Raw genomic sequence first — 24,567 nt, forward strand, 5'->3', positions numbered from 1 at the left:
GGCTTCGAGCGGCGCCGGCGCGTGCCACCACGACGGCAGCAGCGTCGCGAAGCCTCGCCGCTCGAGCGCGGCGGCGCCCGCCTCCAGAAAATCCAGCGCCTCCGCCTCGGTCAGCGCGACGTCCGAGCGGTCGATGCGCGAGCGAGCGAGCGGCGAAAACCGCTCGGCCGCCTCCGCGAGGCCGCGCGCAAGCGCATCGTGCGCGTTCCGAAAGATGCGGCCGCCGAAGGCGGGATCCCGCTCCGGCCGCATCCACACGCGTCGCGCCGACACGAACAGCGTTTCCTCGTCCGCCGCTTGCAGCCCGGGAACGAGCCGCCACGCTCCATCGGCCCGGTCCGGCTCGAGCAGCGCGAAGGCGACGCGCACGTCGGCCGCGGCCGCGTCACGCTCGATCGCACCGAGCCATTCGGCGATATCGTCCGCGAGCCAATCCGGCACCGCGGGCGCCCGCTCCGGCGCGTCGGTCAAGAGGCCGTACGCCCATCGCTCGAGAGGCGTATGCGGCACCCCGTACCGCGGATCGAGCGCGCGGAACGCCGCTTCGCGCAGCTCGGTCGAAATCGCCGCTCGCACGCGCGCGTCGACGAGCCGCTCCACCGCCTCCCGGTCCGGGAGCGCCGAGCTTTCCCCGGGCGACGATCGCAGCGCGGGATGCGACCAAAACGGCGCCCACCGCGCCCGCGCCGCCGTCTCGCCGCCGCCGGCGTCTTCGAGCTTTGTTGAGGGGGCGTACCACCCTTCCCGGATGATGCGTCGAGCCCAGACGTCCTCCGTATTCAATCGATTCGACTCCTCGCTTTTCCATCAAAAGGTGTATCTACTAGCATAACAAATGGAAAAGCCCCACCGCAACGACCGCCCCGTTCTTCCCGCCCCGCCGCGCCGTTCGCTACGCGGAGGAACGAGGCGCCATGAAAAAAGGAGCCTCGCGGCTCCAAGAAACATGTTAAACGCTCGAAGAGGCCCGGTGGATTGCGCCCGCGCGGCGAATGCGGATGACGGCTCCCGGCAGCCGAAGCATATCCCCGTCCCCCAGCTCGTAACTCTCATGTGGACGCATAAGCCGGTCCATGGCGTACGTCCCGTTCGTAGAGCCGAGATCGCGCGCGTGTACTGCGCCCTCGCTCGCGGCGAGCTCCAGATGGATGCGGGAGGCGGCGGCATGGTCGACGACGACGTCTACGCCGGTCGGCCCTCGTCCAAATCGCAGCGGCTCGCCGCCGATCTCCACGGTTTCGATGCGGCCGGAATCCTCGTGCGTAATGTCCAATGCCCATTCGGCCGGAGTATCGACCATACCGGACAATAAGACGGTCGGCTCCGCGCCGACGTCGGAAAGCAGGGTCGTGCGGAGCGCCAACGACTCTGGTCCGCCGCCTTGGAACGGCTCGTCCGCCGCTTGGCGCGTCGCCGCCTCCTGACGGAACGATGCCAGCGAAGGCCCGGTTGCCGGTTCGCCCGCTTCCCCCGCTAATTTCTCGCTTTTGTAGCGCTTAGCGAGCGTGACGACCAGGGGGACGCAGCCGAGGCAGGCGGCGACGAACGTCAGGGACGTCGGTCGTAGCACGAACAAGATCGCGCACGCCGTCGCGGCAAGCAGCCGTATGCACTCGGCCGAAGAAATACGAGGCGTACTAAAGCGCAACGTCTCGCCGTCCCCGGCGTCTCGACGCGTCCCGTCGCCGGCGTCGCTTCCGCCTTGGCTTGCGGCGCCCCGCGCTAGAGCGCCAAGGAAATCGTCGCGTTCCGGCGATTCGTACGGCGCCCTCACCACGCAATGTTCCGCCCCCGAAGCCGGCGCCCAACGTTCGACCTCCTCCATCCACACGCGATGGCTGAAAGTATCCGGCTCCCACCGACCGGGATGAAGCCGCTTCCGCCACGCCTCCGGCAGTCCGTTATCGGATAAACAGTCATACAGCGCTTTCCATTGCTCGAATGCGCGCTCGGGCGTCCCGAACCCGACAAGCGGGACGGCCATCAACAACACCTCGTCGAGATCTCTCCCCACCCAAATCCAATCCGGATCGAGCACGTATTCGGTCTCTCCGATGCAATAGGTGTAGCCCTCCCTCAGCGCCGAGCCGAGCGACGCGAAGAAGGCCTCCCACTTCGTCTCCCGCGGGCGCTTCCCCCGCAAAGCGTTCCGAAGCTTCCTCAATCCGGCGACCCGGTAGCGAAACGCGATAAGACCGTCCGTCGTCTCGGATCGAAACGGTACCGTACCCGCCAACCGGTTATGCTCCAGCATGCCGACTTGCGTTCGGATCGCAAGGTCAGGGGACAATCCCTCCTCCCGACATACAACGATTTCGGGACCGTTTCGCGTATCGATTCTTGCCACCAAACCGGCCTTAGCCCATACCGACATGCTCCCGTTCCCCCTCAATGCATCTTCCATAACGCGACCGCGACGGCGGCCGGGGCGGCGCAGAGCAGGAACGGGAACTTCGTCGTTCCCCGTTCCGGCAGCCGCAGCCGTTCGAATCCGACGCGAACGTATATCCCGGCGACGGTCTCCATCCATCTCCGGCGCAGTTCGGGCGACGCCGCTAGTCCGATCGCGGCGGCGACGCCCGCGATCGCGACCGAGGCGGCAACCAACAAAGCCGCGGATTGGGGCCCGACGAAGGCTCCTGCCGCCCCGAACCATTTCGCGTCGCCGGCGCCGACGGCTTTGACCGCGTAAAGCGCCGCGCCGAATGCAAGCCCGACGGCGGCGCCGGAAGCGGCCGCCGACCAGCCGACGGCGGACGGATCGACGCCGTGCATGGCCGCAGCCGTCGCCGCGCCGGCCAAAAGCCACCCGTTCGGCAATCTTCGATACCGAAGGTCCCACCATAAGGACGCGGCCGCAAACAATACGAAAGCAACCGACGGAATGTTCATAAGGAGGGAAGCTCCGGCTTTTCGCCGACCCAGCAGCGCTCCACCGCGTACGCCGTCAGAACGACGTCCCGATTCAGGAACGGGATCGGGAGCGCGAACCGATATTCCGCGGCAAGCCCGAAGTAGCTGCCGCCTTCGGTCGCGAAATTCGGAAGCAGCGCCGCGGAGACGGTAAGCCGTTCCCGCTCGAGCAGCGGTTCGCCCTTGGGGTTGCGATCGACGAACGACATGACGAACGGTTCGGCCCAAACGCGGTGCGCCGCCGCATCCGTCCAAGCCGGCGTCGACGAAGCGCCGCTCGCCTCCGGAGCGAGCCGCTCCTGAAGCAGGGCTTTCGCCGAGTACGGCAGTAATCGCCCGATTTGCTCCTCCAGCTGCCGAACGAACTCGTTCTCTTTGACCGCTCGGGCGGCAAGATCGACCGGATACGCGTGGGCGGCCGTCGCTTTCACCGCCTCGTCTACCGCTTCCCGAAGCGCGGCTTCCGTCTTCCCCGCCAGCAATAACGATGCGAATGCCAGCACTAAACAAAGCAGGAAGGGAAGCGCGACGGCCGCTTCCAAGGCGACCGATCCCTTCTCGTTCATGCGTTGCTCCCCTTTCTAGTAAGACTCCACGACCGTTGCCTCCCTAGGCGCGAACGGCAATAAGCTTCGCCTGACCGGGACGGTCGTTCGGACGCGCACAGCCGTGTAACGTTCGGTCAGATCGATGCCCGTGTTCAGCTCGATTAACGCTTGCATGCGCGACATCGTCGATTCGTTCCGACTGTGGAGCAAGTAAAACAGGCGAAGATGATCCTTATAATCCATGACCGCTCCGGGGACGAACGGAATCTCTACCGCTTCCCCCGACAGCAAAACATCCGCGTCGTCGTTCGCCTTCTTGGCTCCCTCCGCGAGGGCGGTCAATAGGGCGACCATCGGGGATGCGGCTTTCGCGGCCGATTCCGGCGCGAGAAGCGCCTCCAGCGTCCGCAGTCCGGTACGGAGGGCGAACAGCTCGGCATGCATCGCGGATAAGTTCAAGTGGCACGTCGGCAGTCCATACAAAATGTACTCGGCCTCCTGGCCTTGCAGACGATGCGAGCTCGCGTTCCCGATCCTCGTCTTCACCTTCGCGGCATATTTTTGTTTCTCGCTTGTCCGAAACGTAAAATGCGTGACCGCGAATTCGTTCAGATAGGTTTCGTCCCTCAGCTCGGCGACCGCACGCGCGATTCGATCGGTAAAGTCGAGGGAAGCGGTCAAATAGGCATCCGCATCGCCCTCGTCCATCTCGGGCTGCATGCCCCCGGACGCGAGATGCTCGTTGTAAACGCGATATTTCTCGAACAACCCTTCGGGACCGGTTAACGTCATGTAATCCGAAAACGTGTCGACCGTGCAATAATCCTTCCAGTTGTCTCGCCTGCGGCTCAGCTGCCTTTCGGCGGCTTGCCTTTGTTCGGCTTCCATCCTGCGGACGTTCCCGCGTTCACGCTCCCGGTCGGCTTCGGCCGCGCTCCTGGCGGAAAGCCATTCCGAGGAGGCGGTTCGGACGTCCTCTCGCAGCTCCTCGCGCCGACGCTCGCGCTCCTCGACGCCTTCCTCGCCGTCCTCCTCGCCCTCGAGCGCCAACCATGCGGCGTGCATCGAAGCGACGGTCGCCGCTCCCGACAAATACGTGCCGAAGTAGGAGGAGGGATATACCGATACGTGCGGGAACGTCGTCTCCGGACCGTTCGGCGCTCTCGGCGCGGGGGCGTTCAACTGCTTTCTCAGTTCGTCGTTCGCCCGCTCCGCGTTCGAAAGCGCCGTCTGTAAGTCGCTTACGGACGGCTGCAGAGAACCGCCCGCGGCGCCCGCCGATCTCGCGATACGTTGCGCGATCGACCACGCTTGATCGAGCGCAACTTCCCGACGCTCTAGTGCATCCTGCAGCGTCTTGGACAAAGCGGCGTATTGCTGAGCCGCGGCGAGCTGCTGCTTGCCGGCGGCGAGCTTCTGAGCGACATGGATGCCGAACTCGATCGGCGCGATGAATTTCATGCGCTCCAGCACCTGCCGTCGGAAGACGCGATGGTCCCCCAGGTGGTAGAACGGCTCGATTTCCAAGGCTGCCGGCGGCTTCGCCGCGTCGTACCACGGAAAGCCGCCGACATCCGCTTCGGCGCGCAACCCCGGTCCCGCGGGTAACCCTCCCCCCATGCGTGTGGACTTCCCGGACGTGCCGAACAAGCCGTATTCCAACAACCCCGGCTCGAAGCTCGACAACGCCGCTCTCCCGATCCTTCGCGCCTCCGCCTCCGCTTCGGAAGCCCCAAGGCGTGCGCGGACAAGATCGCTTAATCCCAGAACGAGCGTGAAACACGATACCGCCGCGAGGAGCGCGTACAACGTCATGCCGCCCCGTTCGTTCCGCACCCGTTTCATATCATCACCTCCGTTACGCATGCACGACGATGACGATGCCGCGCTCTTGCAACATCCGCCGCAGCGCCGCCGAGGGACCGGAAGCCGATTCTCCGGTTCGCCGGTAGAAATGCCAGACGACGCCCCGAACCTTCCCGTCCTGCAGAAGCTCCGCATCCTTCGCAAGCTGATCCAGCACGTCTTTATTCGGATGCTTGCTCCCGATATACGTCTGGTGAGCCACGTTCTGCTTATCCAGCGCGTCGACGAGCCTCCATTTTCCGTTCTTCCGCGTGGAGATCCTCGCCTCCCGTCCCATTACGAGGGTTCGCGTGTATCGGACCGCTTCGGCATGGTGACGAAACGTCAAATTTCGGTCGGCGGCCGCGGCGGAATTCGCCCGATCGAGCCAAGGGGCGAACGTGCTTCGGATTTGTCCAACGCCGAAATCGAGCCGCAAAGCGGGAAGATACCCGAGCAGCAGCTCGAAATTTCGAATCGTTTCCGCCGGCTCGACGATCGTTTCCGCCGAGGCGCCGGCAGCCGTACGCGCGAAGCCGACCGGCGCGGATAGCGGAACGGCCGCCTCGACGGCCACCTGCCTCGACCACCCGCCGTCGCGGAACGCGCTCTTGCCGCGATACGCCGAAGGCCAGCCGAACGAAGCGCCGGAAAGCTTCTTCGCGATACGCTCTTGCGAATCGACCTCGGACGGCAACGCCACCTCCGCCGCGGCGACGGTCCCGATCGTTCCCAGCCAAGCGTTTCCCCCGTCTTGGTTCCACCGCCAATACAAGGACTCCGAGCTCGTCTGAGCGAACATTCCGCTGGCGGGATGTTTCGCGCTGTCGTTCCAGTTCGCGGCCACCCGATCCGCGGACTGCTCCGCCGTCGCATAGACGAGCGCGGCTTGCGCGCACGCGATCGCGAGGAATGCGGCGGCGGCGGTAAGCGCGAGGGCGACAGGCAGCAACAGCGCGGACTCCAAGGTGTACACGCCTTTCTCGTCGCGCCATCGTTCCGGGTTACGGCAGTTGAATCGTATTTTCATTCAACGTATCCGTCACGTGATCGTTCGTGTTCTGGAATAAATCGTTAATCCACGCCATGATCCATTTCCGAAACGCGATCGCGACCACAAGCACGACGGCGATAATCAACAGCATCTCTAAGGTGCCGATACCGTCCTCCTCTTTCCAAAACGCGTTCCACCGTTCTCTGGCCGTCGTTCCCATTCGAACTCCTCCTCATAAAATTATCTCATCATCATCACGGCGGGCGCGGCGACGATCGTCATGACCGCGACGAGCATCAGCATCATCGGGAAGAGCAACTTCGCCGATGCTTGTTCGCCTTTCGTCCGCACATATGCCTGTTTCTTCTCCAGCAACGAGCGCGATGCGTCCTGAAGCGCTAACGCGAACGATTCCCCGCCGCGCTTATAGTGCATCAACACCGTCGTCACCAGCGCGCTTACTTCGGGGAAACCGCATCTGCGCTGCATTTCCTCTAAAGCTCTAGGGAATGGAACGCCATTCGCCATGGCGACGCCCGCCTTCGCCAGCTCGGCGTACAGCGGATGCAACCGCTTCTCCCCGTACGCTTCGCCGGCGCGCCTCCAAGCGCCGTGGAGCGTCTCCCCCGCGGCCAGCAGCAAAGAAAGCTTGTGCATGAACGTCGGCAGCTCGGCTACGAAAGCTTCCCTTCTTTGCGCAGCCTTCCCCGCCAAATCCCGCCACCGAAGGAACGGAATCGCGGCCGAGACGGCGGCTAAAAACGACGCGACGCCGGCGTCCGCCGCAGCCATCAGCGCTGTTACCGTCGCCAGTCCGGCGGCCGCCGTCATCGCGAACGTCTCGACCGTCCACGTATGGGCAGGGTCCGCTTCCTTGTCTCTTCCGTATACGATCGCGCAATACCTGGCGAGCTGGGGAAGCTGCGCGATCAGCAGCGAATACCCTCCTGTCCATCGGAGCCACGCCGCGGCGACCGCCATCCCGGCGGCGTACGCTTTGGCCGAGGCGGCGGAAGACGGCTTCTCCCCTAAAAATCTTGCGACATCGGCGGCCGGGAGCCTTCTGTAAGTCCAAAGCGCCGCTGCAGCCGCGGCCAATATACAGACGAGCGCCGCCATGTCACGCCTCCAGCCTCATGATCTTGTCGGCGAGCCAGCTTCCCGCTCCGAGCATGCCGAGAGCGGCGATCATCACGAGCCTTCCCTGACCCGTATAAAGCGGCTCCATATATTCCGGCGAGCCGTACCGAAATACGCCGACGATCAAGAACGGAACGACGGTCAGCGCCTTCGCTTCGAACCGTTTGCCGGCGATGAGTACCGACAGTTCGCGATCGATATTCATCTTCTCGACGATCGTACGGGACGTCTGACGCATCACCTTCACCAAATCGCCCCCGGTCCGCCTGCACGTCGCGAACATGTCCGCCCATTGCTCGATTTCCTCGATCGCCAATTCCCGGCTAAACTGCTGCAAACCGGATTCCAACGGCAAACCGTTGTCCGTTCTTCGGTTCAACCTCTCTAGCTGAGACAGGAGCGCCGACCGGCTCCCGCCGTACAACCGGGTTACATCCGCTTCCGCCTCCCGGAAGGCGTTCTCGATCGATTTCCCGGCTTGTAACGAGGAGGCTAGAGCGAACAGCAGCTCCTCGAATTGAGCCGAGGTCGTCCGCTTGCGGCGGACGACGAGCGCATCGATGCGCCGGAAGGCGACGAAGCTTCCGGCGGCGGCGAGCGCGGCCGAGGCGATCCATGCCTCGAAGAAAAGCCAGCCCACCGCGGCGAACGCCCCCATCCACCCCGCGGCGACAGCCGTAAGATACGCCGCGCCGGGTCGGTACGCCGACGGAATGCGCTCTAGTTTCGTTCGAACGAACCGAATCATTCCCCTCCTCCTTCCCCCGCTTCGAGCCTTTCGTCGTACCGGATTAAGGGTCCGTCGCCGGCAGTCTTTCGTGCGAACAGGACGCGCAGGCGGTACTCCTCGCCGGCTAAGCCGTCGACGGCGACGATCTCCGTAACTTTCCGGCTGTAATCCGGCATGCGCGAAACATGGACGATCAGATGCAATGCGGAAGCGATCTGCCGGCGTACGACCGGCACGGGGAGGTCCGCGCCGCCGATCGCCATCGTCTCGAGCCGGCTCAACATATCTCGAACGGAGTTCGCATGTCCCGTAGACATGGAGCCTTCGTGCCCCGTGTTCATCGCCTGAAGCATATCGAGGGCCTCCGCCCCTCGCACTTCCCCGACGATGATGCGATTGGGCCGCATGCGCAGAGCGGCTCGAAGCAGTTGCCGGATCGTAATTTCTCCCTTCCCTTCCGTGTTGGCAGGTCGCGTCTCCAAAGAGACGACGTTAGAAAGCGAGGTCAAGCGGAGCTCCGCCGAATCCTCGATCGTCACGACCCGTTCGCCGTCGGGAATCGCTTGGGAAAGCACGTTCAGCATCGTCGTCTTTCCGGAACCGGTGCCCCCGCTGACGAAAATGTTTTTCTTCCTTCGCACGGCGCTTTGAAGGAAAGACGCGGCATCCGGCGTCAACGCCCCCCATTCGAGCAAGCGGTCCAGCGTGATCGGCTTCTCCGGAAATTTACGAATCGAGAGGGTCGGGCCGCAAAGCGCGATCGGCGGGAGCACCGCGCAGACGCGCGAGCCGTCCGGAAGTCTCGCGTCTACGATCGGCGACGCTTCGTTCACCGTTCGATTCACCTTCGATACGATCGATTGAATAATGTCCTCGAGCCGCTCCTTGCTTTCGAACCGATGCGGGTATCGATACAACCGTCCCTGCTTCTCGTAAAACAACGCTTCATGCCCGTTCGCCATAATTTCCGTCACGTCCGGATCGGCGAGCAGCGGCTCCAAAATATCGAGTCCGCGGAACGACGCCAGCACCCGTTCCTCGATGCGAATCCGTTCGTCCGACGTCCAATGCCGCTCCTTGCCGACTGCGGCGATGCGTCGGCGGACAAGCGCCCGCAGCGCTTCTTCCGAATAATCGCCCTCCGCGTCCAGCTCGGCGCGCACCGATTCCCTTAGTTCATAGGTATCGCGCTGTACCATCGAGGCGTCGTACATCGGATCATCAACTCCTCCGCGATCCGCTCCGCGGCTTTCCGAAATAACGCATCGTTCCATGATGCATCTTGCTTCCACTCCGGAACGTAAGGCAGACGGAAGGCGTTCGCCGCCCAGGATGGCGAATCGAGAACGTTGTCCGGAAGGCATCGATTCAGCACGAACGCCGCCTTGGCGCGGTAGATGCCTCCCTCCCTCCATTCGGGCCAATCTCCGAACCACTTCTCCGTCTTCTTGAGACATCCCTCGTCGCTGGCCGCGACGCAAACGATCGCGTCCGCGCGATCGCAAACCGATTCCGCCCAGGGAGACCAGCCCGCCCCCGCATCCGCCAAGACGACGCCTCGACCGATATGACGGGAGGCTTCCTCCAGCAGCCCTACGCCTTCCGCGCGGCCGACCGAATGCCATTCCCGATACGACCCGCTCGGATCGAATCCGTGAAGCCAGGCGTCGCCCCGCTGCGCGGCTTGCGCGGGAAGCGCCGACTTCAATGCGTACAGCCAATCGGAGACGTCGTGCGTCGCCGTATCGAAGCCCGGCCCTTCGGGCAGGCTGCCGGGTTCGAGACTCGCGACGAACGTGCGCGTTCCGCTCGCCGCCCAAGCGGATGCCAAATGCGCGACGATCCGGGTCCGTCCGACCCCTCCCGCCGGAGACCAGACGCCGACGACGACCGACTCCCCCGACGTTCCCACGCGCTCCGCGCTTCGTTCGATCCAGGCGCGAAGCAACTTTGGAGCCGCCGTGTATTTCGAAGCGACCGGCACGCCGTTCGGTCCGACGCCATATCCGACTTCCCCGAACCAAACGACGCTGCGATCCTCCGGCTCTATGGGACCGATTTCGCCCGCCAGTTCGATTCCGACCGCGTAAAGATCGAATCGACGCTCCCTTCTCCACCCGGCCAGCAGCTCCGGCCGCGTGCATATCGTAATATCCGCCTCCCTTCGAATGTCGGAATTTCTCGCGTATTCCGCGATTCGGCGAGCGTAGTCGCCGTCCGTGTCGCATAACGCGATGCGCAGCCGCATCTTCCTCCCCCTTCCGTAGACGACAAAAAAAGCACACGCAGACCAACAATGGTCAGCGGTGCTTCCGCATGTCAACCTATGGATGAAATTTGTTTTTATTATAATCGATCGCCCATTTATTGGCAAGCCATCTTTTCGCGGTCGCCGCGAAGCCGTCGCGCCGGCCGGACGCGGGAGCGACGCGCAGCAGGAGCGGCCGCAGCGACGCCGCGAGCTCCGCGCGCACCTCCGAATCGTCGAAGGGCAAGCGGCCGCGCCACTTCGCGGACGTCACCCGATCGTACGGCAGCTCCGGAACGACGGCGATCGGCCGCGCCGAAAACAGCGAGAAAAAATCGGGCAGCTTCGCCGATACGGGCATCCGATTCGCCGCCCATTCGACGCGTCCGTCGGCCCCGCACTCGTTCAAGCGACGCCAATTGGCGACGGCCGCGGACGAGCGCAGCCCTCCGGGATCCGGGGCCGCTACGGCGACGACGAGATCGCTGGCACGCAGCAGCGCCTCGGCGGCTTCCGGCTCGGCGGTGGACGGAATATCGAACACGACGACGTCCCCCCGGAGCTCGAACAGCAGCTTATACAGCGCCGCGGCATCGTACGCGGCCGGCGTCGAGGAGGAATCGTCCGGCGAAAGTCTCCAGTTCGCCCCGCCGTCGCGCCACCCTTCGCCGCCGGAAGACAGCATCCGAAGGAAAACATCCCCTTCCGACCACGGGAAAGACGCATACGTCGGCCGAAGGCTTCGTTCGGCGAGCAGCCGGACGACGGCGACGGCGAGGAACGTCGCGCCGGCCTTCGGGAATAAGCCGTAGATGCTTACGATCGTCCGATGTCCGCCCCGCCCCCCCGAGCCCCCCGCGGAAAATTCGCGGCTCTCCCCCGGGGCCGCCCCTTCCCGCGCGATCAAGGCGGCCTTCGCCGATTTCGCGTCGGGGAACCGCCTTGCCGGATCGTCCTCGAGCAGCCTCTCCACCGCTTCGCAGAGCTCGCGGGGGAGGCCGGGAGCCGCCTCCCGCAGGGGGCGTTTCGTAAAGTTGTAAAACTGTCCCCCGCTAAGCAGAAAATACAGCATGCTGCCCAGCGAATATAAGTCGGCGCGATGATCGGTCTGGCGATTGGCGAGCAGCTCCGGCGCGGCGAAGCCGACCGATCCGACGTGCACCGTGTCCGCCGATTTGCCTTCTTTATACGTACGGGCGATGCCGAAGTCGATCAGCCGCAGCGCGTCGTCGGGACCGACGATCACGTTCGACGGCTTCACGTCCCGGAAGACGACCGGACTGTCCCGCGAATGTAAATAATCGAGCAGCTCGCAAAGCTGAGCGCCGTAATGCACGACCGTCGTCCACGGCAGCGCGTGCCCGTGCGCGGCGGAACGTTCCAGCAGCGTCTCGCCCTCGAGATAATCCATAACTAGGCAGCAGCCCGCGCCCGCGACGGAAAAATAATCCACGATGCGCGGCAGCGACGGGTGGCGCAGCGTCGTCATGATCGCCGCCTCCTTCTCGGCCTGCGCCGGATCGGCGGCGTCCGGCGGCACGCACTTCAGCGCCCAACGCTGCCCCTTGAGCCGCAAATCCTCTGCGAGGTAGACGCGTCCCATGCCGCCTTCCCCGAGGCGTCGTTCGATACGGTAGCGGCCGGCGACGACCTCGCCCGAACGGAACGGATCGGGCGGATCCTTTTCCAACATAAGCTCCCTTCTTTCCCAAAAAAAATAGCAAACCGGCATACGGGAAGCCCGCATGCTGGTCTGCTACCATTCAGTATAATAGGACGTCGGAAGCACCGTCAAGACGACCGGCGCCAGCGGCACGTCAGTTCCTCCCGATTGTGGAACAGCTGCTTCGCTTGCACGAGCTTCGCCTCCGGCGCCATAATGCTCTCCACCTCTCGGAGCGTCGCGAACGCCTTGCCGTGCATCAGCTTCACGGTCGTCAGGACGAGGCCGTCCCTCGAGACGGACGGGAGGAGCCGCTTGACGAGCTCCGCCATCCGCAGCGGATCCCAGCTCATGTCGCATACGAGCAAGTCGAACTCATTCGCCGGGAACGTCACGTCGGCCGCGTTCTTCTTGATGTACGTGAAGCCGTGCTCGCGCAGCAGCGACGGATGCATGTCCGCCGGGTCGACCGCCGTCACGCGCAGCCCTTTCTCGAGCAGGAACGAAGACCAGCCGCCGGGCGCCGCCCCGATATCGAGCGCGCTGTGGTACGCCCCGAAGTCGATTCCGAACGCCACTTCCGCCTCCATCAGCTTGAATTTCGCTCGGGAAATATCCCCATCCTCTTTTCGAAAATGCACCGCGCCCCCCGACCACGACGACAAATTGTCCCGCGGCGTCGACCAACCGACGTAGGCCGTGTCTCGGGCCAAATAGACGGACACGATATATTCCATGTCCTGGACGACGGGGATCGCGCCGTGCGCGGCCGTCAGCGCGTCGTCGACCGCTCGCTTCACGTCGATCGGCGCCAGCTCCGTCTTCGGCGTCTGCGGCGCCTCCGCCTTGCGCGCCTGCACGGCGACCTTCTTGCCCGACAGCGGCGCATCGGCTTCTGCGACCGCCGTACGTATCGCCGCCAGCGCCGCCTCCGCCTCGCCGCCGAGCGGTACGGCCGCATGCACGGGCTGCACATGCCGCAGGAAGACCGGCGGGCGCTCGCGAAGGCAGCGCAGCGCCGCCTCGCGCGGCTCGTCGACCTCGAAGCGGAATACGTCGCCCGGCGAGAGCGACTGCGTCTTCGCCTTGCCGAACAACCGCTGCAGCTCGTTCGCCGCCAGCTTGCCGAAGCCGCGGTTGGCCGTGCCGATCCAGACGCTGCCCTCGGCGGATGCGTTTTCTGTCTCTTCCGTCAGCTTCGTTTCACTCGAATCCAAGGCCGATCCCCCTCCCAATCGAGCGCTACCTTCACGTCGTACGCTTCTTCGATGAGCGCCTCCGTCAATACGTCATGCTTCGGTCCCGCGGCGGTAATCCGCCCGTCGCGCAAAAGGGCGACGTGCGTAAGCGCCGGAATGAGCTCCTCCAAATGGTGCGTCACGTACAGCAGCGTCGCTTCGCCCGCGATCGATTCGACGACCTCTAGGTAATTTTCGCGTTGATATAAATCTAGTCCCGAGCACGGCTCGTCCAACACGATCAGCTCCGGCTCGCCCATGAGCGCCCGGGCGAGCAGAGCCTTCTTCCGTTCGCCCTGAGACAACGTCCCGAGGGGATTGTCCGCGAGCGCGTCGAGCCCGAATCGGCGCAGCCTCGCCATCGCCCGCTCCTTCACCTCGGGATCGATGGCTTCGTAGAAGCGGAGGTGCGCGTACGCCCCGGTCGCGACCGCTTCCCACACCGGGTCGCGCGGCGTCAGCTTTTCGAACAGCGATTGGCTGATATACCCGAGCCGCTTGCGCTGCTCGCGCAGGTCGACTTGCCCGTACGTCGCGCCGAGGACGACGACGCTTCCCTTCGACGGAAACTGATATCCGCTGATGATTTCGAGGAGCGTCGTCTTGCCCGAGCCGTTGCGCCCGAGCACCGCCCAATGCTGACCCTTTTCTACATGCCAGGAGATATCGCTAAGAATATTGCGCTCCTCGCGGATGAACGTCACGTTGGACAATCGAATCATGGCTGCCGAATCCTCCCGTACAATGCCTTCTCGTAGGGAAGTGTATCGCTCGCGCCGCAGGATTGCAAGCGATCGATCGTCGCTTCGCCCTTAGGCCAACGTCCGCACGAACTCGATCTCCGCCTGATGAGAGGACGCGGCCGGCACCGGCGTCTCCAGTACGACCGGTATTCCGGCGAGCTCCGGGGTGCGCAGCGCCTCCGAGAGCACCTCGCCCCCGATATGACCGCCCCCGATATTGGCGTGCCGGTCGCGGCGTGCGCCGGAGGCGTAGACGGAATCGTTCAGGTGCAGCGCCTTCAGGTGCTGCCAGTAGCCGATTTCGCGTCCCTTCTCGAGCAGCTGCGTCCAATTCGTTCCCGTCCAGACGCCGCTTGCGAACAAGTGGCACGTGTCGAGGCAAAACCCGATCTTCTCCGGGTAGTCGGACAGCTGCCGGATGCTGACATGCTCCTCGAGCGTCGTCCCGATCGCCGTGCCTTCGCCGGCTTGGTTTTCGATGAGCAGCTTCGCGCGGCCGTTCCAATCCCGCAGCGTCTCGTTGAGCGCCGACAAAATGATCTTGTACCCCTCAAGCGCGTCGCCGCCGCCCTTCCACTTGCCGAAATGGACGACGACCCCGTCCGAGCCGCATGCCTCCGCGATGTCGAGATCGTTGCGGAGCGAGCGGATCGTCGGCTCGCGCAGCGCGCCTTCCGCGGCCAAGTTCGTCGCGTACGTCGTGTGCGCGATGCTCCGGATGCCCCGCTCCCGGCACAGCGCGGCGCAAGCGGCCGCATCGGCTTCGCCGAACGCCTTGATCGATAGCCCCCTCGGGTTTTTCGGAAAATATTGAAACGCCGTCGCGCCGATCGCCGCCGCTGTTTGGGCGGCGCCGGCGTATCCGTGCTTTATGCTGATATGGCAGCCGACATGCTTGAGCTTCGTCGTCGCGATCATCGCCATCCTCGCCTCCTACCGCTGGCACCGTTCGCAATAAAACACCTTGCGTCCGTTGCTTTCGGTCTTCGTAATCGGGCCGCCGCAGCGGTCGCACGGCTCCCCGCCGCGGTCGTACACCTTGCAGCGGTCGTTGTAGCCGCCGGTTCGTTCGTCCCCCGCGTAGAGGGGGTCCTCCATGTACCCGCCGTACCGGATCGCTTCGGCGAACGTCGAACGCATGGCCGCGAACAACCTGCGCAGCTCGGCGTCGTCGACGTCGGCCGTCTTTCTTAGCGGCAGGATGCCGGCGGCGAACAGCATTTCGTCGGCGTAGCAATTGCCGATGCCGGCGAACACCGCTTGATCGGTGAGCGCGAATTTGATCGCGCCGCGCGCCCGCCGCAGCCGCGCCGCGAACGCTTCCGCGTCGAGCGCCGGATCGAGCGGGTTGGGGCCGAGCTTCGAGAGCTTCGTCTCCAGCTCCTCCGGACCGTAGATGTGCAAATACCCGAGACGAAGTCCATGAAAATATAGCTTCTTCCCTGCGTCGAACGTGAAGACGACTTGGGCGGTTCGGTCGGGCGCCTCGTCCGGCGAACCGTAAAACATCGAACCGCCCAGCATCAGGTGGAGCGCCAGCGTGTCCGCCGTCGCTGCGCCAGCGTCGGCGTCAGCGCCGACGCTGGCTTCGGGGCGCTCGAGCGTGGCGACGCCGCCCCGGCCGGCGGGCGCTCCGGCTGCCGCCCCCCCTCCGCCGCGAGTCGCGCCCCACCGGTCGTCCAACCGGAAAAGCAGCATTTTCCCCGCACGATCCACCCGTTCGATCGCCCGCCCTTCGACGCGCCTGCGGAACTCGTCGACCGGCACGTTCACCGTCTTCTCCCTCGTCACCTCCACGTCCCGCACGACCCGTCCGGCGATCCGCTCGTTCAACATCGTTCGGTACGTCTCCATCTCCGGCAATTCCGGCACGCGCTCACTCCTCCAATCGGCATTCCCGCGGTACGCGGCGCTTGATCCGGCATGCATGCCATGACGACATGCGCGGACCGTGGGCCTGCCTCTATTTGGATTAGATTGCCTGACGAAGTGGATTTTTATGACAAGCTCAGAATTTGAGCATTTTTCGCCGTTATGCGCAAGATTTGCGCATAAGTTAGCCCGCCGCTGCTCTCGAAAGCGTAGCGCGGCGCCCCGCGCCGACGTGCCGACGGCGGAAGGGCATCGTATGCTCAGAATTTGAGCATATCTCGCCGTTATGCGCAAAATTTGCGCATAAGTCAGCCCGCCGCCGCTCGCGAAAGCGCAGCGCGGCGCCCCCGCGCCGACGGCCGCGGGCGCAAAGGGCCCCGTATGCTCAAAATTTGAGCATATCTCGCCGTTATGCGCAAAATTTGCGCATAACCCGCCCCCCGCCGCTCGCGAAAGCGCAGCGCAGCGCCCCCGCGCCGACGGCAGCGGCGAGAAGCCGCCCCGCCAACGCAAAGCGGCGCCCGCGGCTTAAAATAAGCCGCCGGCGCCGCTTTTGCGCGATAGGCGCGCCTTGCGCTTGCGCAGCTCCGAGAGCTGCTCCCGCAGCTTGCGCTCCTCGCCGTCGCCCGCTCGGCCCGCCAGCGCTGCGCGCCGCTGCGCGGCGTCCAGGGCGGCTTCCGTCCAGTACAGCGCCGCGGCGGCGTCTTTCAGCCGATGCTCGTAAGCCATCGCCAGCTCCACGTACGGCTCAAGCGGCGCCCACCGCCGGCCGGCCGTCTCCTCCGCCAGCATCCGCCAGAGCCGAACCGCCTCCGCCCAACGCTTGCGCCTCTTATAAAATTGCGCCGCCTCGCCCCAACACGCGTACGCTTCCGACGCCGGCCGCTCGGCCAGCGCCTCCATCGCGCCGCACGCCTCGTCCTCGAAGCCGAGACGCTCGTACCAGAGCGCGAGCCGAAGCAGCTCGGCCGCCGGCAGCTCCGCGAGCGTTGCGCCGACGTCGAGCAGCCGGCCGAAGTGGATCGCAAGCGTCAGCAGCGTCGCGATGTCCGTCTCGTTGTGCCGAACGACGCCTTCGAGCACGGAGACGTTCCGTTCGGCCAAATACTGAAAGTACAGCGCCGGCGCCATCGAGCCGGGCACGTCGTCCTCGCGAAACACGCCCAGCTTCGCCTCCTCCACGGCGCCGAGCCGCACCGACGGCATCGTCGTCCGCCAGAGGCTGCGGGACGGATACAAAAAATCGAAATGCGCCGGATCCTTCGGCACGGCCATGCGCTGCAAAATAAACCGATTTTTCACGAGCGGCCAGTCGAACGTCCGCCCATTGTACGTGACGAGGTGGGTAAACGCGGGCAGCGCCTCGGCGAGCATGCCGAGCATCGCCGCCTCCTCGCCCGGATGGCGAATCAAATATTGCCGCACCGTGAAGCCTTCCGCCGTCCACCAGCCGATGCCAATGAGGAACGGCACGTTGCCCGCGCCTTGCCCGAGACCCGTCGTCTCCGTATCGAGAAACAATAGCTTCTCCGGCTCGACGCGCCGCCCCGCCGGATCGAGCCGCGTCAGCGCGGCCCCCGCGCTCGACAGCTCGGACACCCCGTACTTCCCGTGCCGATGCGCCGCGCCGTACCGCACCTCGCGCACAAGGCACGCCCCGGTCGGCCCCGGCGCCAGCGCGAATCCGAGCTTCGCCCACGCCGCCGCCTCGACATCCGCTTCGTCCGCCTTCCGGGCCGTCCCCTCTACCCGAGAAGACCCCGACGACGTCCCCGCCTCGACCGACACGACCGCCTCCGGATCCCGCACCCTCGAATCCGCCGCTTCCAACTCCAAAAACGCGCCCGCACCTGGCAGCGGACCGGCTCCCGATTCCGGCATTGCCCCCGCATCCGCCGGCGCGCCCGCCCCCGGGTCCCGCTCCGGCAAATCCGCCGGCTTCGCCCGCGCGCCGCTCCCGGTCAGCCGGCCGAGCCGCTCCCGCAGCCTGCCGCTCATACGTCCGCCGCCAGCCGCTCGACCAGCTGCAGCGCGAGCGACTTCCCGAGGAGGCCGACCTCCTCGATCGGGCCGACGCACGCCGGGCAGCCGCTGAGGCACGAGCAGCCCGAGATGATGCGCCGCGCCTCGGACAGCAGCTCGCGATGCGACTCGTACAGCCGCTCGCTTAAGCCCACGCCGCCCGGATAACGGTCATAGAAGAAAATCGTCGGCAGCTTCGACTGCGTCGCCTTCACCTGCGGCACGACGCGAATGTCGAACGGATCGCACATTAAATACAGCGGCGCGATATGAATCATCACGTTCGCCAATCCCAGCAAGGCATACTGCAAATCGTTCGCGGTCGCAAACCCGCCGTGCTCGTCGTTCAGCGTGATCCAGTACGAGCTCGTGTGCAGCTCCTCCTCCGGCAGATGGATCGGACCGGCGCCGATATTTTCGTGGGTGCGAAGCTTAATTTTCTTGAAAATGGTCGCCCGCGCGTTCACCGTCACTTCGCCGTAATTCGTCATATGGCCGGCGCCGCCGGGGCGCTCCCGGTCGGCATGCAGAATCTTCAGGTCGACCGCCAGGTTCGCGTCCGTGAAATAATCGACGTCCACCTCGCGCACGTACGCCTTCTTCTCCTCGTAATCGAGCTTCTCGACCTGGTACTGCACGCCTTCGTGAATATAAATCGCTTCCTCATGCACGAGCGTCTGCGCGCTGAACCGATCGACCTCGCCGATGACCCGGTGCTCCGGTTTCGTCATGTCGATGATGACGATATTTTCCTGCGCCGCCGTCCGCAGCGAGATGTTGTTCGCGGGAAAATGCTGCTCCATCCAGTAATACTTGCCGCCGTTCTGATGCAGCACGCGCTCCTCGACGAGAAACTCGAGCAAATCTTCAAGCCGCTCTTCGCCGAACTTGTCCCCCTCTTGAAAAGGAAGCTCATACGCCGCGCACTTGACGTGATCGAGCAGGACAAGCAGATTATCCGGGTGAATGCGCGCCTGCTCGGGCGACCGCTCGAAGAAGAAATCCGGATTTTGAATGACGTATTGGTCGAGCGGATTGCTGCTCGCGACCAAGAACGTCACTGCCGTCTCGTGGCGCCGGCCGGCGCGGCCGGACTGCTGCCACGTGCTCGCGATCGTGCCCGGGAAGCCGTTGAGGACGCACGCCTGCAGCTGCCCGATGTCGATGCCAAGCTCGAGCGCGTTCGTCGACACGACGCCGCGAATCTCCCCGTTCCGCAGCCCTCGCTCGATCTCGCGACGCTGCTTCGGCAAGTAGCCGCCCCGGTATCCGCGGATCGACTTCACGCCGAGCTCGTTCTTCACCAAGTCTTGCAGATACGTCAGCAAAATTTCGACCCGCACCCGGCTGCGCGCGAACACGATCGTCTGGATGCCCTGCTTCAGCAGCAGCGCCGCGAGCCGCTGCGACTCGAGCACGCTCGACTTGCGAATGCCGAGCTGCCGATTGACGACCGGCGGATTGTAAAACACGAAATGCTTCTCCCCCGCCGGCGCGCCGTTGTCGTCGACGAGCGCGACGGTCTCTCCGATCAGCTTCTCCGCGTGCTCCTTCGGGTTCGCGATCGTCGCCGAGCAGCAAATAAATTGCGGATTGGAGCCGTAAAATCGACAAATCCGCTTCAGCCGCCGAATGACGTTCGCCACATGGCTGCCGAAGACGCCCCGGTACGAATGCACCTCGTCGATGACGATGAATTTCAAATTCTCGAACAGCTTGACCCACTTCGTATGGTGCGGAAGGATCGCGCTGTGCAGCATGTCCGGATTCGTCACGACGATATGGCCCGCGTTGCGGATGGCGGTACGTACCGTCGGCGGCGTGTCGCCGTCGTACGTGTGCGCTTTGATCTCGACGCCCATCCGCTCGACCGTCTCCTGCAGCTCCGCGACCTGATCCTGCGCGAGCGCCTTCGTCGGGAACAGGTACAGCGCGCGGGAGCTGTCGTCGGCGAGCAGCTGCTGCATGACGGGCAAATTGTACGTCATCGTCTTGCCGGACGCGGTCGGCGTCACGGTGACGACGTGGCGGCCCGCTTCGATCTCGCGGAACGCCGACGCCTGATGCGTATATAGCTTCGTAATGCCCTTTGCCTCGAGCGCGGCGCGGATTTCCGGGCGCAGCCCGTCCGGGAAGGCCGCATACTTCGCCTCGCGAGGCGGGAGGGTGCGCCATTCGGTGACATTTTCCATAATTTCTTTCGTCGATCTTATCAGTTCAAGGAGCTCCTCCATGGAGGAGACTTTGCCGGTCAGTCGGTTCATGCGTTCGTTGCCCTCTTCCGTATATGCATACCCCTATTGTACAGAATATACGTTCGCCTGGGAAGCGAAAAATAACCGGCGATCCCGGAGCGCGAAGCCCCGAAATCGCCGGAACGGTTACGGCTCGACGCCCCACACGAGGACGCCGTTATGATACATGGTCACGTTCGAGAATTCCCCGTACGACGTAAAGCTAGGGCCGTACGAGTAGTCGTTCGACTCGTTAAAGTTAGACCAATCCGCATTGTTGATGCGCGTCTTGATGTTGCCGGTATCCGCGCCCGCGGCGAGGCTGCCCGCGCCGGAGGTGAAGCCCACCTCGAGGTACGCGTCCGCGGTCGACGTCGCAGGACTGTACGAATGAATCGTCCCCGTCACGTACGACTTGCCGATCGTCGCGAAATCGATCGTCGCCGTCTGCGAGCCGGAGGATTCCTTCTTGTAGTAATAGCGAATCTTCAGCTCGCTGAGCGGAATCGACGTCGTGCCGTCGTTGACGATCGTAAAGTACGGACGGATGTCGTTGTCGCCCGTCGTTCCCCCGTCGCCTTCTTGATACAGCAGCTTCAAGGCCGAAGTCGGCGGAGGCGTCGACGACAGCGTCGTCGCGCTCGCCGAACCGCTCGCCGGCGAGACGTTGCCTGCTGCGTCCTTCGCTCTGACCGTATAGGTATACGTCGTCGAAGCGGCAAGACCGGTATCGCTGTAAGAGGTGCCGGTCGTCGTGCCGACGAGCGTCGAGCCGCGATAAACTTCGTATTGCGCGACGCCGACGTTGTCGCTCGACGCCGTCCAAGCGAGGTTGATCGCGCTCGACGAAGCCGCCGTCGCCGTCAAGCCGGTCGGCGCGGTCGGCGCTTGCGTATCCCCGCCACTGCCGCTGCCGTAGCCCCAAATTTCGACTTCGGTGATGCTGTTCCACAGGTTGTCGCTGTTGCCGTGGCCGACGATGCGCACGTACCGGGCGGACGCATCGGCGAAGTCGAACGTCTCGAGCGCCGTCGTCGTCCCGCTGCTGGAGCCGCTGAACGCTTGCGTCCAGCTCGTGCCGTTCGTCGACAACAGAATGTCGATGGCCGTCGTCCGAGACGCGCCGTTATAGAACGCGATCTTCACGAGGTCGATCGTATAGCTCGAGCCGAGATCGTACTGGATCCACTGCCCGTCGCCCTCCGCGGACCAGCGCGTCGACAGGCTGCCGTCGATCGAGTCCCCCGGCTCGTTCCCGGATTGATAGCTGCTGGCCGTCACGGCTGCGATCGTCAGCTTCGCCGACGTGCCGCCGCCCCCGGAGCTCTGAGTCGTCGCCGACGCCGTCGCGCTGTCGCCGGAGACGTTCCCGGCCGCGTCGAACGCCCGAACCGTGTAGTTATACGTCGTCGACGCCGTCAAACCGGTGTCGCTGTACGACGTCCCGGACACGGTGCCGACGAGCGTGCCGTTCCGATAGACGCGATACCCGGCTACGCCGACGTTATCGCTGGATGCCGTCCAAGCGAGATCGATCGCGCTGGACGAGACCGCCGTCGCCGTCAGACCGCTCGGCGCGGTCGGCGCCTGCGTATCGCCGCCGCCTCCGCCGCCGCCGCAATCGAGCGTCGCGGTGCCGGCGCCCAGCAGCGAGGCTCCCGAGAACGTGTAGCAATCGTACACGCCGGAGTTCGGCGACGCGGAGAAATCGACCGTCTCGTTGTAGGTCCAGGTCCCGATCAGCGTGCCGTCCGGCTTCTCCAGATGCGCCCAGCCGGATCCGTCCCAGCCGATCTGGTAGATGCGATTCGTCTGATCATAAGGCGCATACGACGTATACGCCGCGCCCGCGCTTTGCTGTTTCTGCATGTTATTGTTAAAGAACACGTTGTTCTCGCCGGTCGCGCCCGACCACTTCGACGCATGCGGACCGGCGCCGTACCAGATCGGGTACCACGTGCCGCCCTCCGGCTCGGCACCGCCCTCCCCTTCGCCCCAGCTTTGATGCAAATACGGAATGACGATCGTGTTTCGTTCGATCAAGTTGTTCCGTTCCCACCCGCCGTGCAGGTTCATATCGACGGAGAACGAATTGCCGGTCACGACGTTGCCCGTCGCCGACCATTGCAGCGTAACGTGACGGATCCGGTCGACCGTATTGTTCGCGATGATGCTGTCATAGAGCTTCGAGCCGCGCAAGTAGCCGTGACCGCCTTTGCCCTTGTTCCATGCGCCGAATAGGACGTTGTCCCGGAATTCCATATGTCGCGCGAATTCGGTGACGATCGGATGCGACCCGGTCATATGCGTCCGAATCCCTTTCACCCAGCCGTTCGCCGCCCACTTGAAAACGATCGCATGGAGCGCGTATTCCGGCGCTTCGTTCGTGTATTTCAAGCCGACGCCGTTCGGATTCGAAACCGCGTCGTAATCGTTGGAGTTCTTGTGGCTGTACGGCGTATAAGAGATATCCTGCGTGAAATAGAAGTTCTCGAAGCCGACCCCTTCTACGGTCTTGACCGGCATGACCCGGCTGTAGTACGTCGTTCCCAAGATGTCTCCGCCGTTGCTGTAAGGTATATCGAACTCCAGCGGCTTGTCGATCGTCAAAGTATCCCCGCTGACGCCGGTCACCTTGAACATCTGGCTCCGCATATGCTGATTGATCCAATACTCCTGCGGCGCGCCCATCGATTGGTAAAACTCGACGGTGTTCGCCGCCCCGACGTAGATCGTGTCCCCGACGGAGAAGCGGTCCCCTTCCCCGGACGCGACTTGCACCGTCGTCCCCCCCTTGCTGCCGCCGCCGCCGGAGGCGACGCGCACGCCGGACAGCCAATGGAAGTTAATGCTGCCTTCGTAATTCGTATCGTTCGGATGCTTCTCCCGGTCTTCGACCCGGAACGCGCCGTACCCCGGCCAGAGCCGCCCGTCGATGACCGGGAGGCCGTTGTCCGACACGTACGTGCTGGCCGGCTTGAACACGATTTTCGTCCCCGTGTTCGGATCCGATCCGGCGCCGCGCAGCGTCACCCAGCTCGCGTCCATCCGGATGAAGCCGGACAGGTCGATCTGACCGGCAGGAAGCTGAAGAATCGCCCTGTTGTTCTCGCTGACCGGACTGCCGTTCACCGTTAAGCTGCCGCTGCGGATACCGTCGATGACGGCTTGCAGCTCCGCCGTATCGTCGTTCCCGTCGTTCGCCGCGATGCCCTTCGTCGTCAGGTCGACGACCGTGCCGCCGGTCGGGAGCGATTGCCCTCCCTTATAGCCGGCTTCGGACCAATCGGGCAGCACCAGACTTCCGCCGGTCGGAGGCGGCGGCTCTTCGCCCGGAGGCGGATCCCCCGCGTGGAACGTATTGTTCGTGTACGTGTTGCCGTCCCCCGTATTCGTAAGGCTCTGGTTGGAGGTTTCGTTTGACGGACACCACGGATTCGTGCTCGTGCGGTTGACCTCCGCGATATCGTTGTCGATGTTCGAATTGTTTTGGCGATAAAACACGTTGTTTCGAATCGTCGTGTTATACCCCTTCACGTCGATGAAGCTGTCCGCGAAGTTGTACGTATCCCCGACGATGCCGCCGCCGAGAAACGTATTGCCTTCGACGAGCGTGCCGCCCGCGCCTTCCTTAATGTCCATCGGCTCGGCGCGCACGAGCGAACCGGTCGTGTTGTTCCGAACGATCGTATTCATAACCATCCGATCGTACCCGTAACCCGGCTCCACCGAGCTGCCGCTTTGGCCCTCGTTGACGTCCCACGTCGATCGGTCGGAGCCGATATAGATGCCCTCGGCGAAGCCCATGTCCGTCGCGTCGAGCGTCGCGCCCGTATCGTCGACGAAGCTGTTTTCGATAATGACGTTAGAGCTTCCGTCCCGTACGTGAATCGCCTCTTGACCCGTGTGGTATACGCGGGCGCCGTCGATGACGGTATGGTTCGAATTGTCCAAGATAATGCCTTTCTGGCCGTGCGTGACGTGGATGTCCTCGATTCTCCAGTAATCGCCCGTAATGTAAAGCGTGTACCCGATCTGGGCGATGTCTCCCCCTTTGAGGATCGCGGGGTTCGCCGGATCCTGACTGCGAATCGTAATCGGCGCCGACGACGTGCCGTCGACCGTCGAGTAGAAATACGCCGATCGCAAGCCGACCGTATCCGCCGTCGGATCCTCGTAAGTACCCGGCGCCACCAGAATCGTGTCGCCCGGCTGCGCGGAAGTCAGCGCGGCTTGTATTTCCGCGACCGTATCCACATAGACGTTCGCCGCCTCGGCCCGATCCATCGGCCCCGCATACGCCAACGCAGACGCCGTCAGCGCGAATGCGAGCAACGCTTTGCACCCTTTGTTTCCGCCTCTTCTCATCGTCTTCCT

General features: G+C 64.0%; 19 protein-coding genes. All 19 read right to left on the reverse strand.

The annotated features are described in order from the left end of the window. A partial coding sequence (locus VEZ38_RS05955) for an SNF2 helicase-associated domain-containing protein (protein ID WP_324892427.1) occupies window positions 1-783 on the reverse strand: 783 nt, incomplete at its 3' end. A 166-nt stretch (window positions 784-949) separates the two neighbouring features. Beyond that, window positions 950-2,374 (reverse strand): FHA domain-containing protein, encoded by a 1,425-nt coding sequence (locus VEZ38_RS05960; RefSeq protein WP_324892428.1) that lies wholly within the window; start codon window positions 2,372-2,374, stop codon window positions 950-952. Between the two features lie 14 nt (window positions 2,375-2,388). Continuing rightward, a complete protein-coding gene (locus tag VEZ38_RS05965; RefSeq protein WP_324892429.1) occupies window positions 2,389-2,892 on the reverse strand; it encodes a prepilin peptidase in 504 nt (167 codons plus the stop codon). After that, a complete protein-coding gene (locus VEZ38_RS05970) occupies window positions 2,889-3,479 on the reverse strand; it encodes a hypothetical protein (protein ID WP_324892430.1) in 591 nt (196 codons plus the stop codon). Before VEZ38_RS05970 ends, VEZ38_RS05965 begins: the two co-directional genes overlap by 4 nt. Window positions 3,480-3,494: 15 nt before the next feature. After that, window positions 3,495-5,306 (reverse strand): hypothetical protein, encoded by a 1,812-nt coding sequence (locus tag VEZ38_RS05975; RefSeq protein ID WP_324892431.1) that lies wholly within the window; start codon window positions 5,304-5,306, stop codon window positions 3,495-3,497. A 13-nt stretch (window positions 5,307-5,319) separates the two neighbouring features. Then, window positions 5,320-6,336 carry a hypothetical protein gene (locus tag VEZ38_RS05980; RefSeq protein ID WP_324892432.1) on the reverse strand — a complete coding sequence of 339 codons (1,017 nt, stop codon included), beginning with the start codon at window positions 6,334-6,336 and terminating at the stop codon, window positions 5,320-5,322. Next, window positions 6,311-6,520 (reverse strand): Flp1 family type IVb pilin, encoded by a 210-nt coding sequence (locus VEZ38_RS05985; protein WP_324892433.1) that lies wholly within the window; start codon window positions 6,518-6,520, stop codon window positions 6,311-6,313. Before VEZ38_RS05985 ends, VEZ38_RS05980 begins: the two co-directional genes overlap by 26 nt. 20 nt (window positions 6,521-6,540) lie before the next feature. Then, a complete protein-coding gene (locus VEZ38_RS05990) occupies window positions 6,541-7,419 on the reverse strand; it encodes a type II secretion system F family protein (RefSeq protein WP_324892434.1) in 879 nt (292 codons plus the stop codon). A 1-nt stretch (window position 7,420) separates the two neighbouring features. Then, entirely contained in the window at window positions 7,421-8,188 is a 768-nt protein-coding gene (locus VEZ38_RS05995) for a type II secretion system F family protein (RefSeq protein ID WP_324892435.1), read from the reverse strand. Continuing rightward, window positions 8,185-9,384 carry a CpaF family protein gene (locus VEZ38_RS06000; RefSeq protein ID WP_324892436.1) on the reverse strand — a complete coding sequence of 400 codons (1,200 nt, stop codon included), beginning with the start codon at window positions 9,382-9,384 and terminating at the stop codon, window positions 8,185-8,187. Before VEZ38_RS06000 ends, VEZ38_RS05995 begins: the two co-directional genes overlap by 4 nt. Continuing rightward, the gene (locus tag VEZ38_RS06005; RefSeq protein ID WP_324892437.1) at window positions 9,342-10,418 is read right to left on the reverse strand and encodes a hypothetical protein; all 1,077 of its coding nucleotides are present in this window, start codon (window positions 10,416-10,418) and stop codon (window positions 9,342-9,344) included. The genes VEZ38_RS06000 and VEZ38_RS06005 overlap by 43 nt, the downstream gene beginning before the upstream one ends. A 76-nt stretch (window positions 10,419-10,494) precedes the next feature. Continuing rightward, on the reverse strand, window positions 10,495-12,111 hold the full coding sequence (locus VEZ38_RS06010; protein ID WP_324892438.1) for a serine/threonine protein kinase: 1,617 nt from the start codon (window positions 12,109-12,111) through the stop codon (window positions 10,495-10,497). Window positions 12,112-12,209: 98 nt separating this feature from the next. Next, the gene (locus VEZ38_RS06015; protein WP_324892439.1) at window positions 12,210-13,298 is read right to left on the reverse strand and encodes an SAM-dependent methyltransferase; all 1,089 of its coding nucleotides are present in this window, start codon (window positions 13,296-13,298) and stop codon (window positions 12,210-12,212) included. Then, entirely contained in the window at window positions 13,274-14,041 is a 768-nt protein-coding gene (locus VEZ38_RS06020; RefSeq protein ID WP_324892440.1) for an ABC transporter ATP-binding protein, read from the reverse strand. Before VEZ38_RS06020 ends, VEZ38_RS06015 begins: the two co-directional genes overlap by 25 nt. 90 nt (window positions 14,042-14,131) lie before the next feature. Beyond that, entirely contained in the window at window positions 14,132-14,980 is an 849-nt protein-coding gene (locus VEZ38_RS06025) for a deoxyribonuclease IV (protein WP_324892441.1), read from the reverse strand. A 15-nt stretch (window positions 14,981-14,995) separates the two neighbouring features. After that, the gene (locus tag VEZ38_RS06030; protein WP_324892442.1) at window positions 14,996-15,934 is read right to left on the reverse strand and encodes an Fpg/Nei family DNA glycosylase; all 939 of its coding nucleotides are present in this window, start codon (window positions 15,932-15,934) and stop codon (window positions 14,996-14,998) included. 528 nt (window positions 15,935-16,462) lie between these two features. After that, window positions 16,463-17,932: a ribonuclease H-like domain-containing protein gene (locus VEZ38_RS06035; RefSeq protein ID WP_324892443.1), complete on the reverse strand. Its 1,470-nt coding sequence runs from the start codon at window positions 17,930-17,932 to the stop codon at window positions 16,463-16,465. Further along, window positions 17,929-20,220 carry a DEAD/DEAH box helicase gene (locus VEZ38_RS06040; RefSeq protein WP_324892444.1) on the reverse strand — a complete coding sequence of 764 codons (2,292 nt, stop codon included), beginning with the start codon at window positions 20,218-20,220 and terminating at the stop codon, window positions 17,929-17,931. Before VEZ38_RS06040 ends, VEZ38_RS06035 begins: the two co-directional genes overlap by 4 nt. A gap of 117 nt (window positions 20,221-20,337) precedes the next feature. Further along, window positions 20,338-24,558 carry a discoidin domain-containing protein gene (locus VEZ38_RS06045; protein WP_324892445.1) on the reverse strand — a complete coding sequence of 1,407 codons (4,221 nt, stop codon included), beginning with the start codon at window positions 24,556-24,558 and terminating at the stop codon, window positions 20,338-20,340. Window positions 24,559-24,567: the final 9 nt, after the last annotated feature.

It is taken from the genome of Paenibacillus sp. (assembly GCF_035645235.1).
Taxonomy (GTDB): Bacteria; Bacillota; Bacilli; order Paenibacillales; family YIM-B00363; genus Paenibacillus_AE.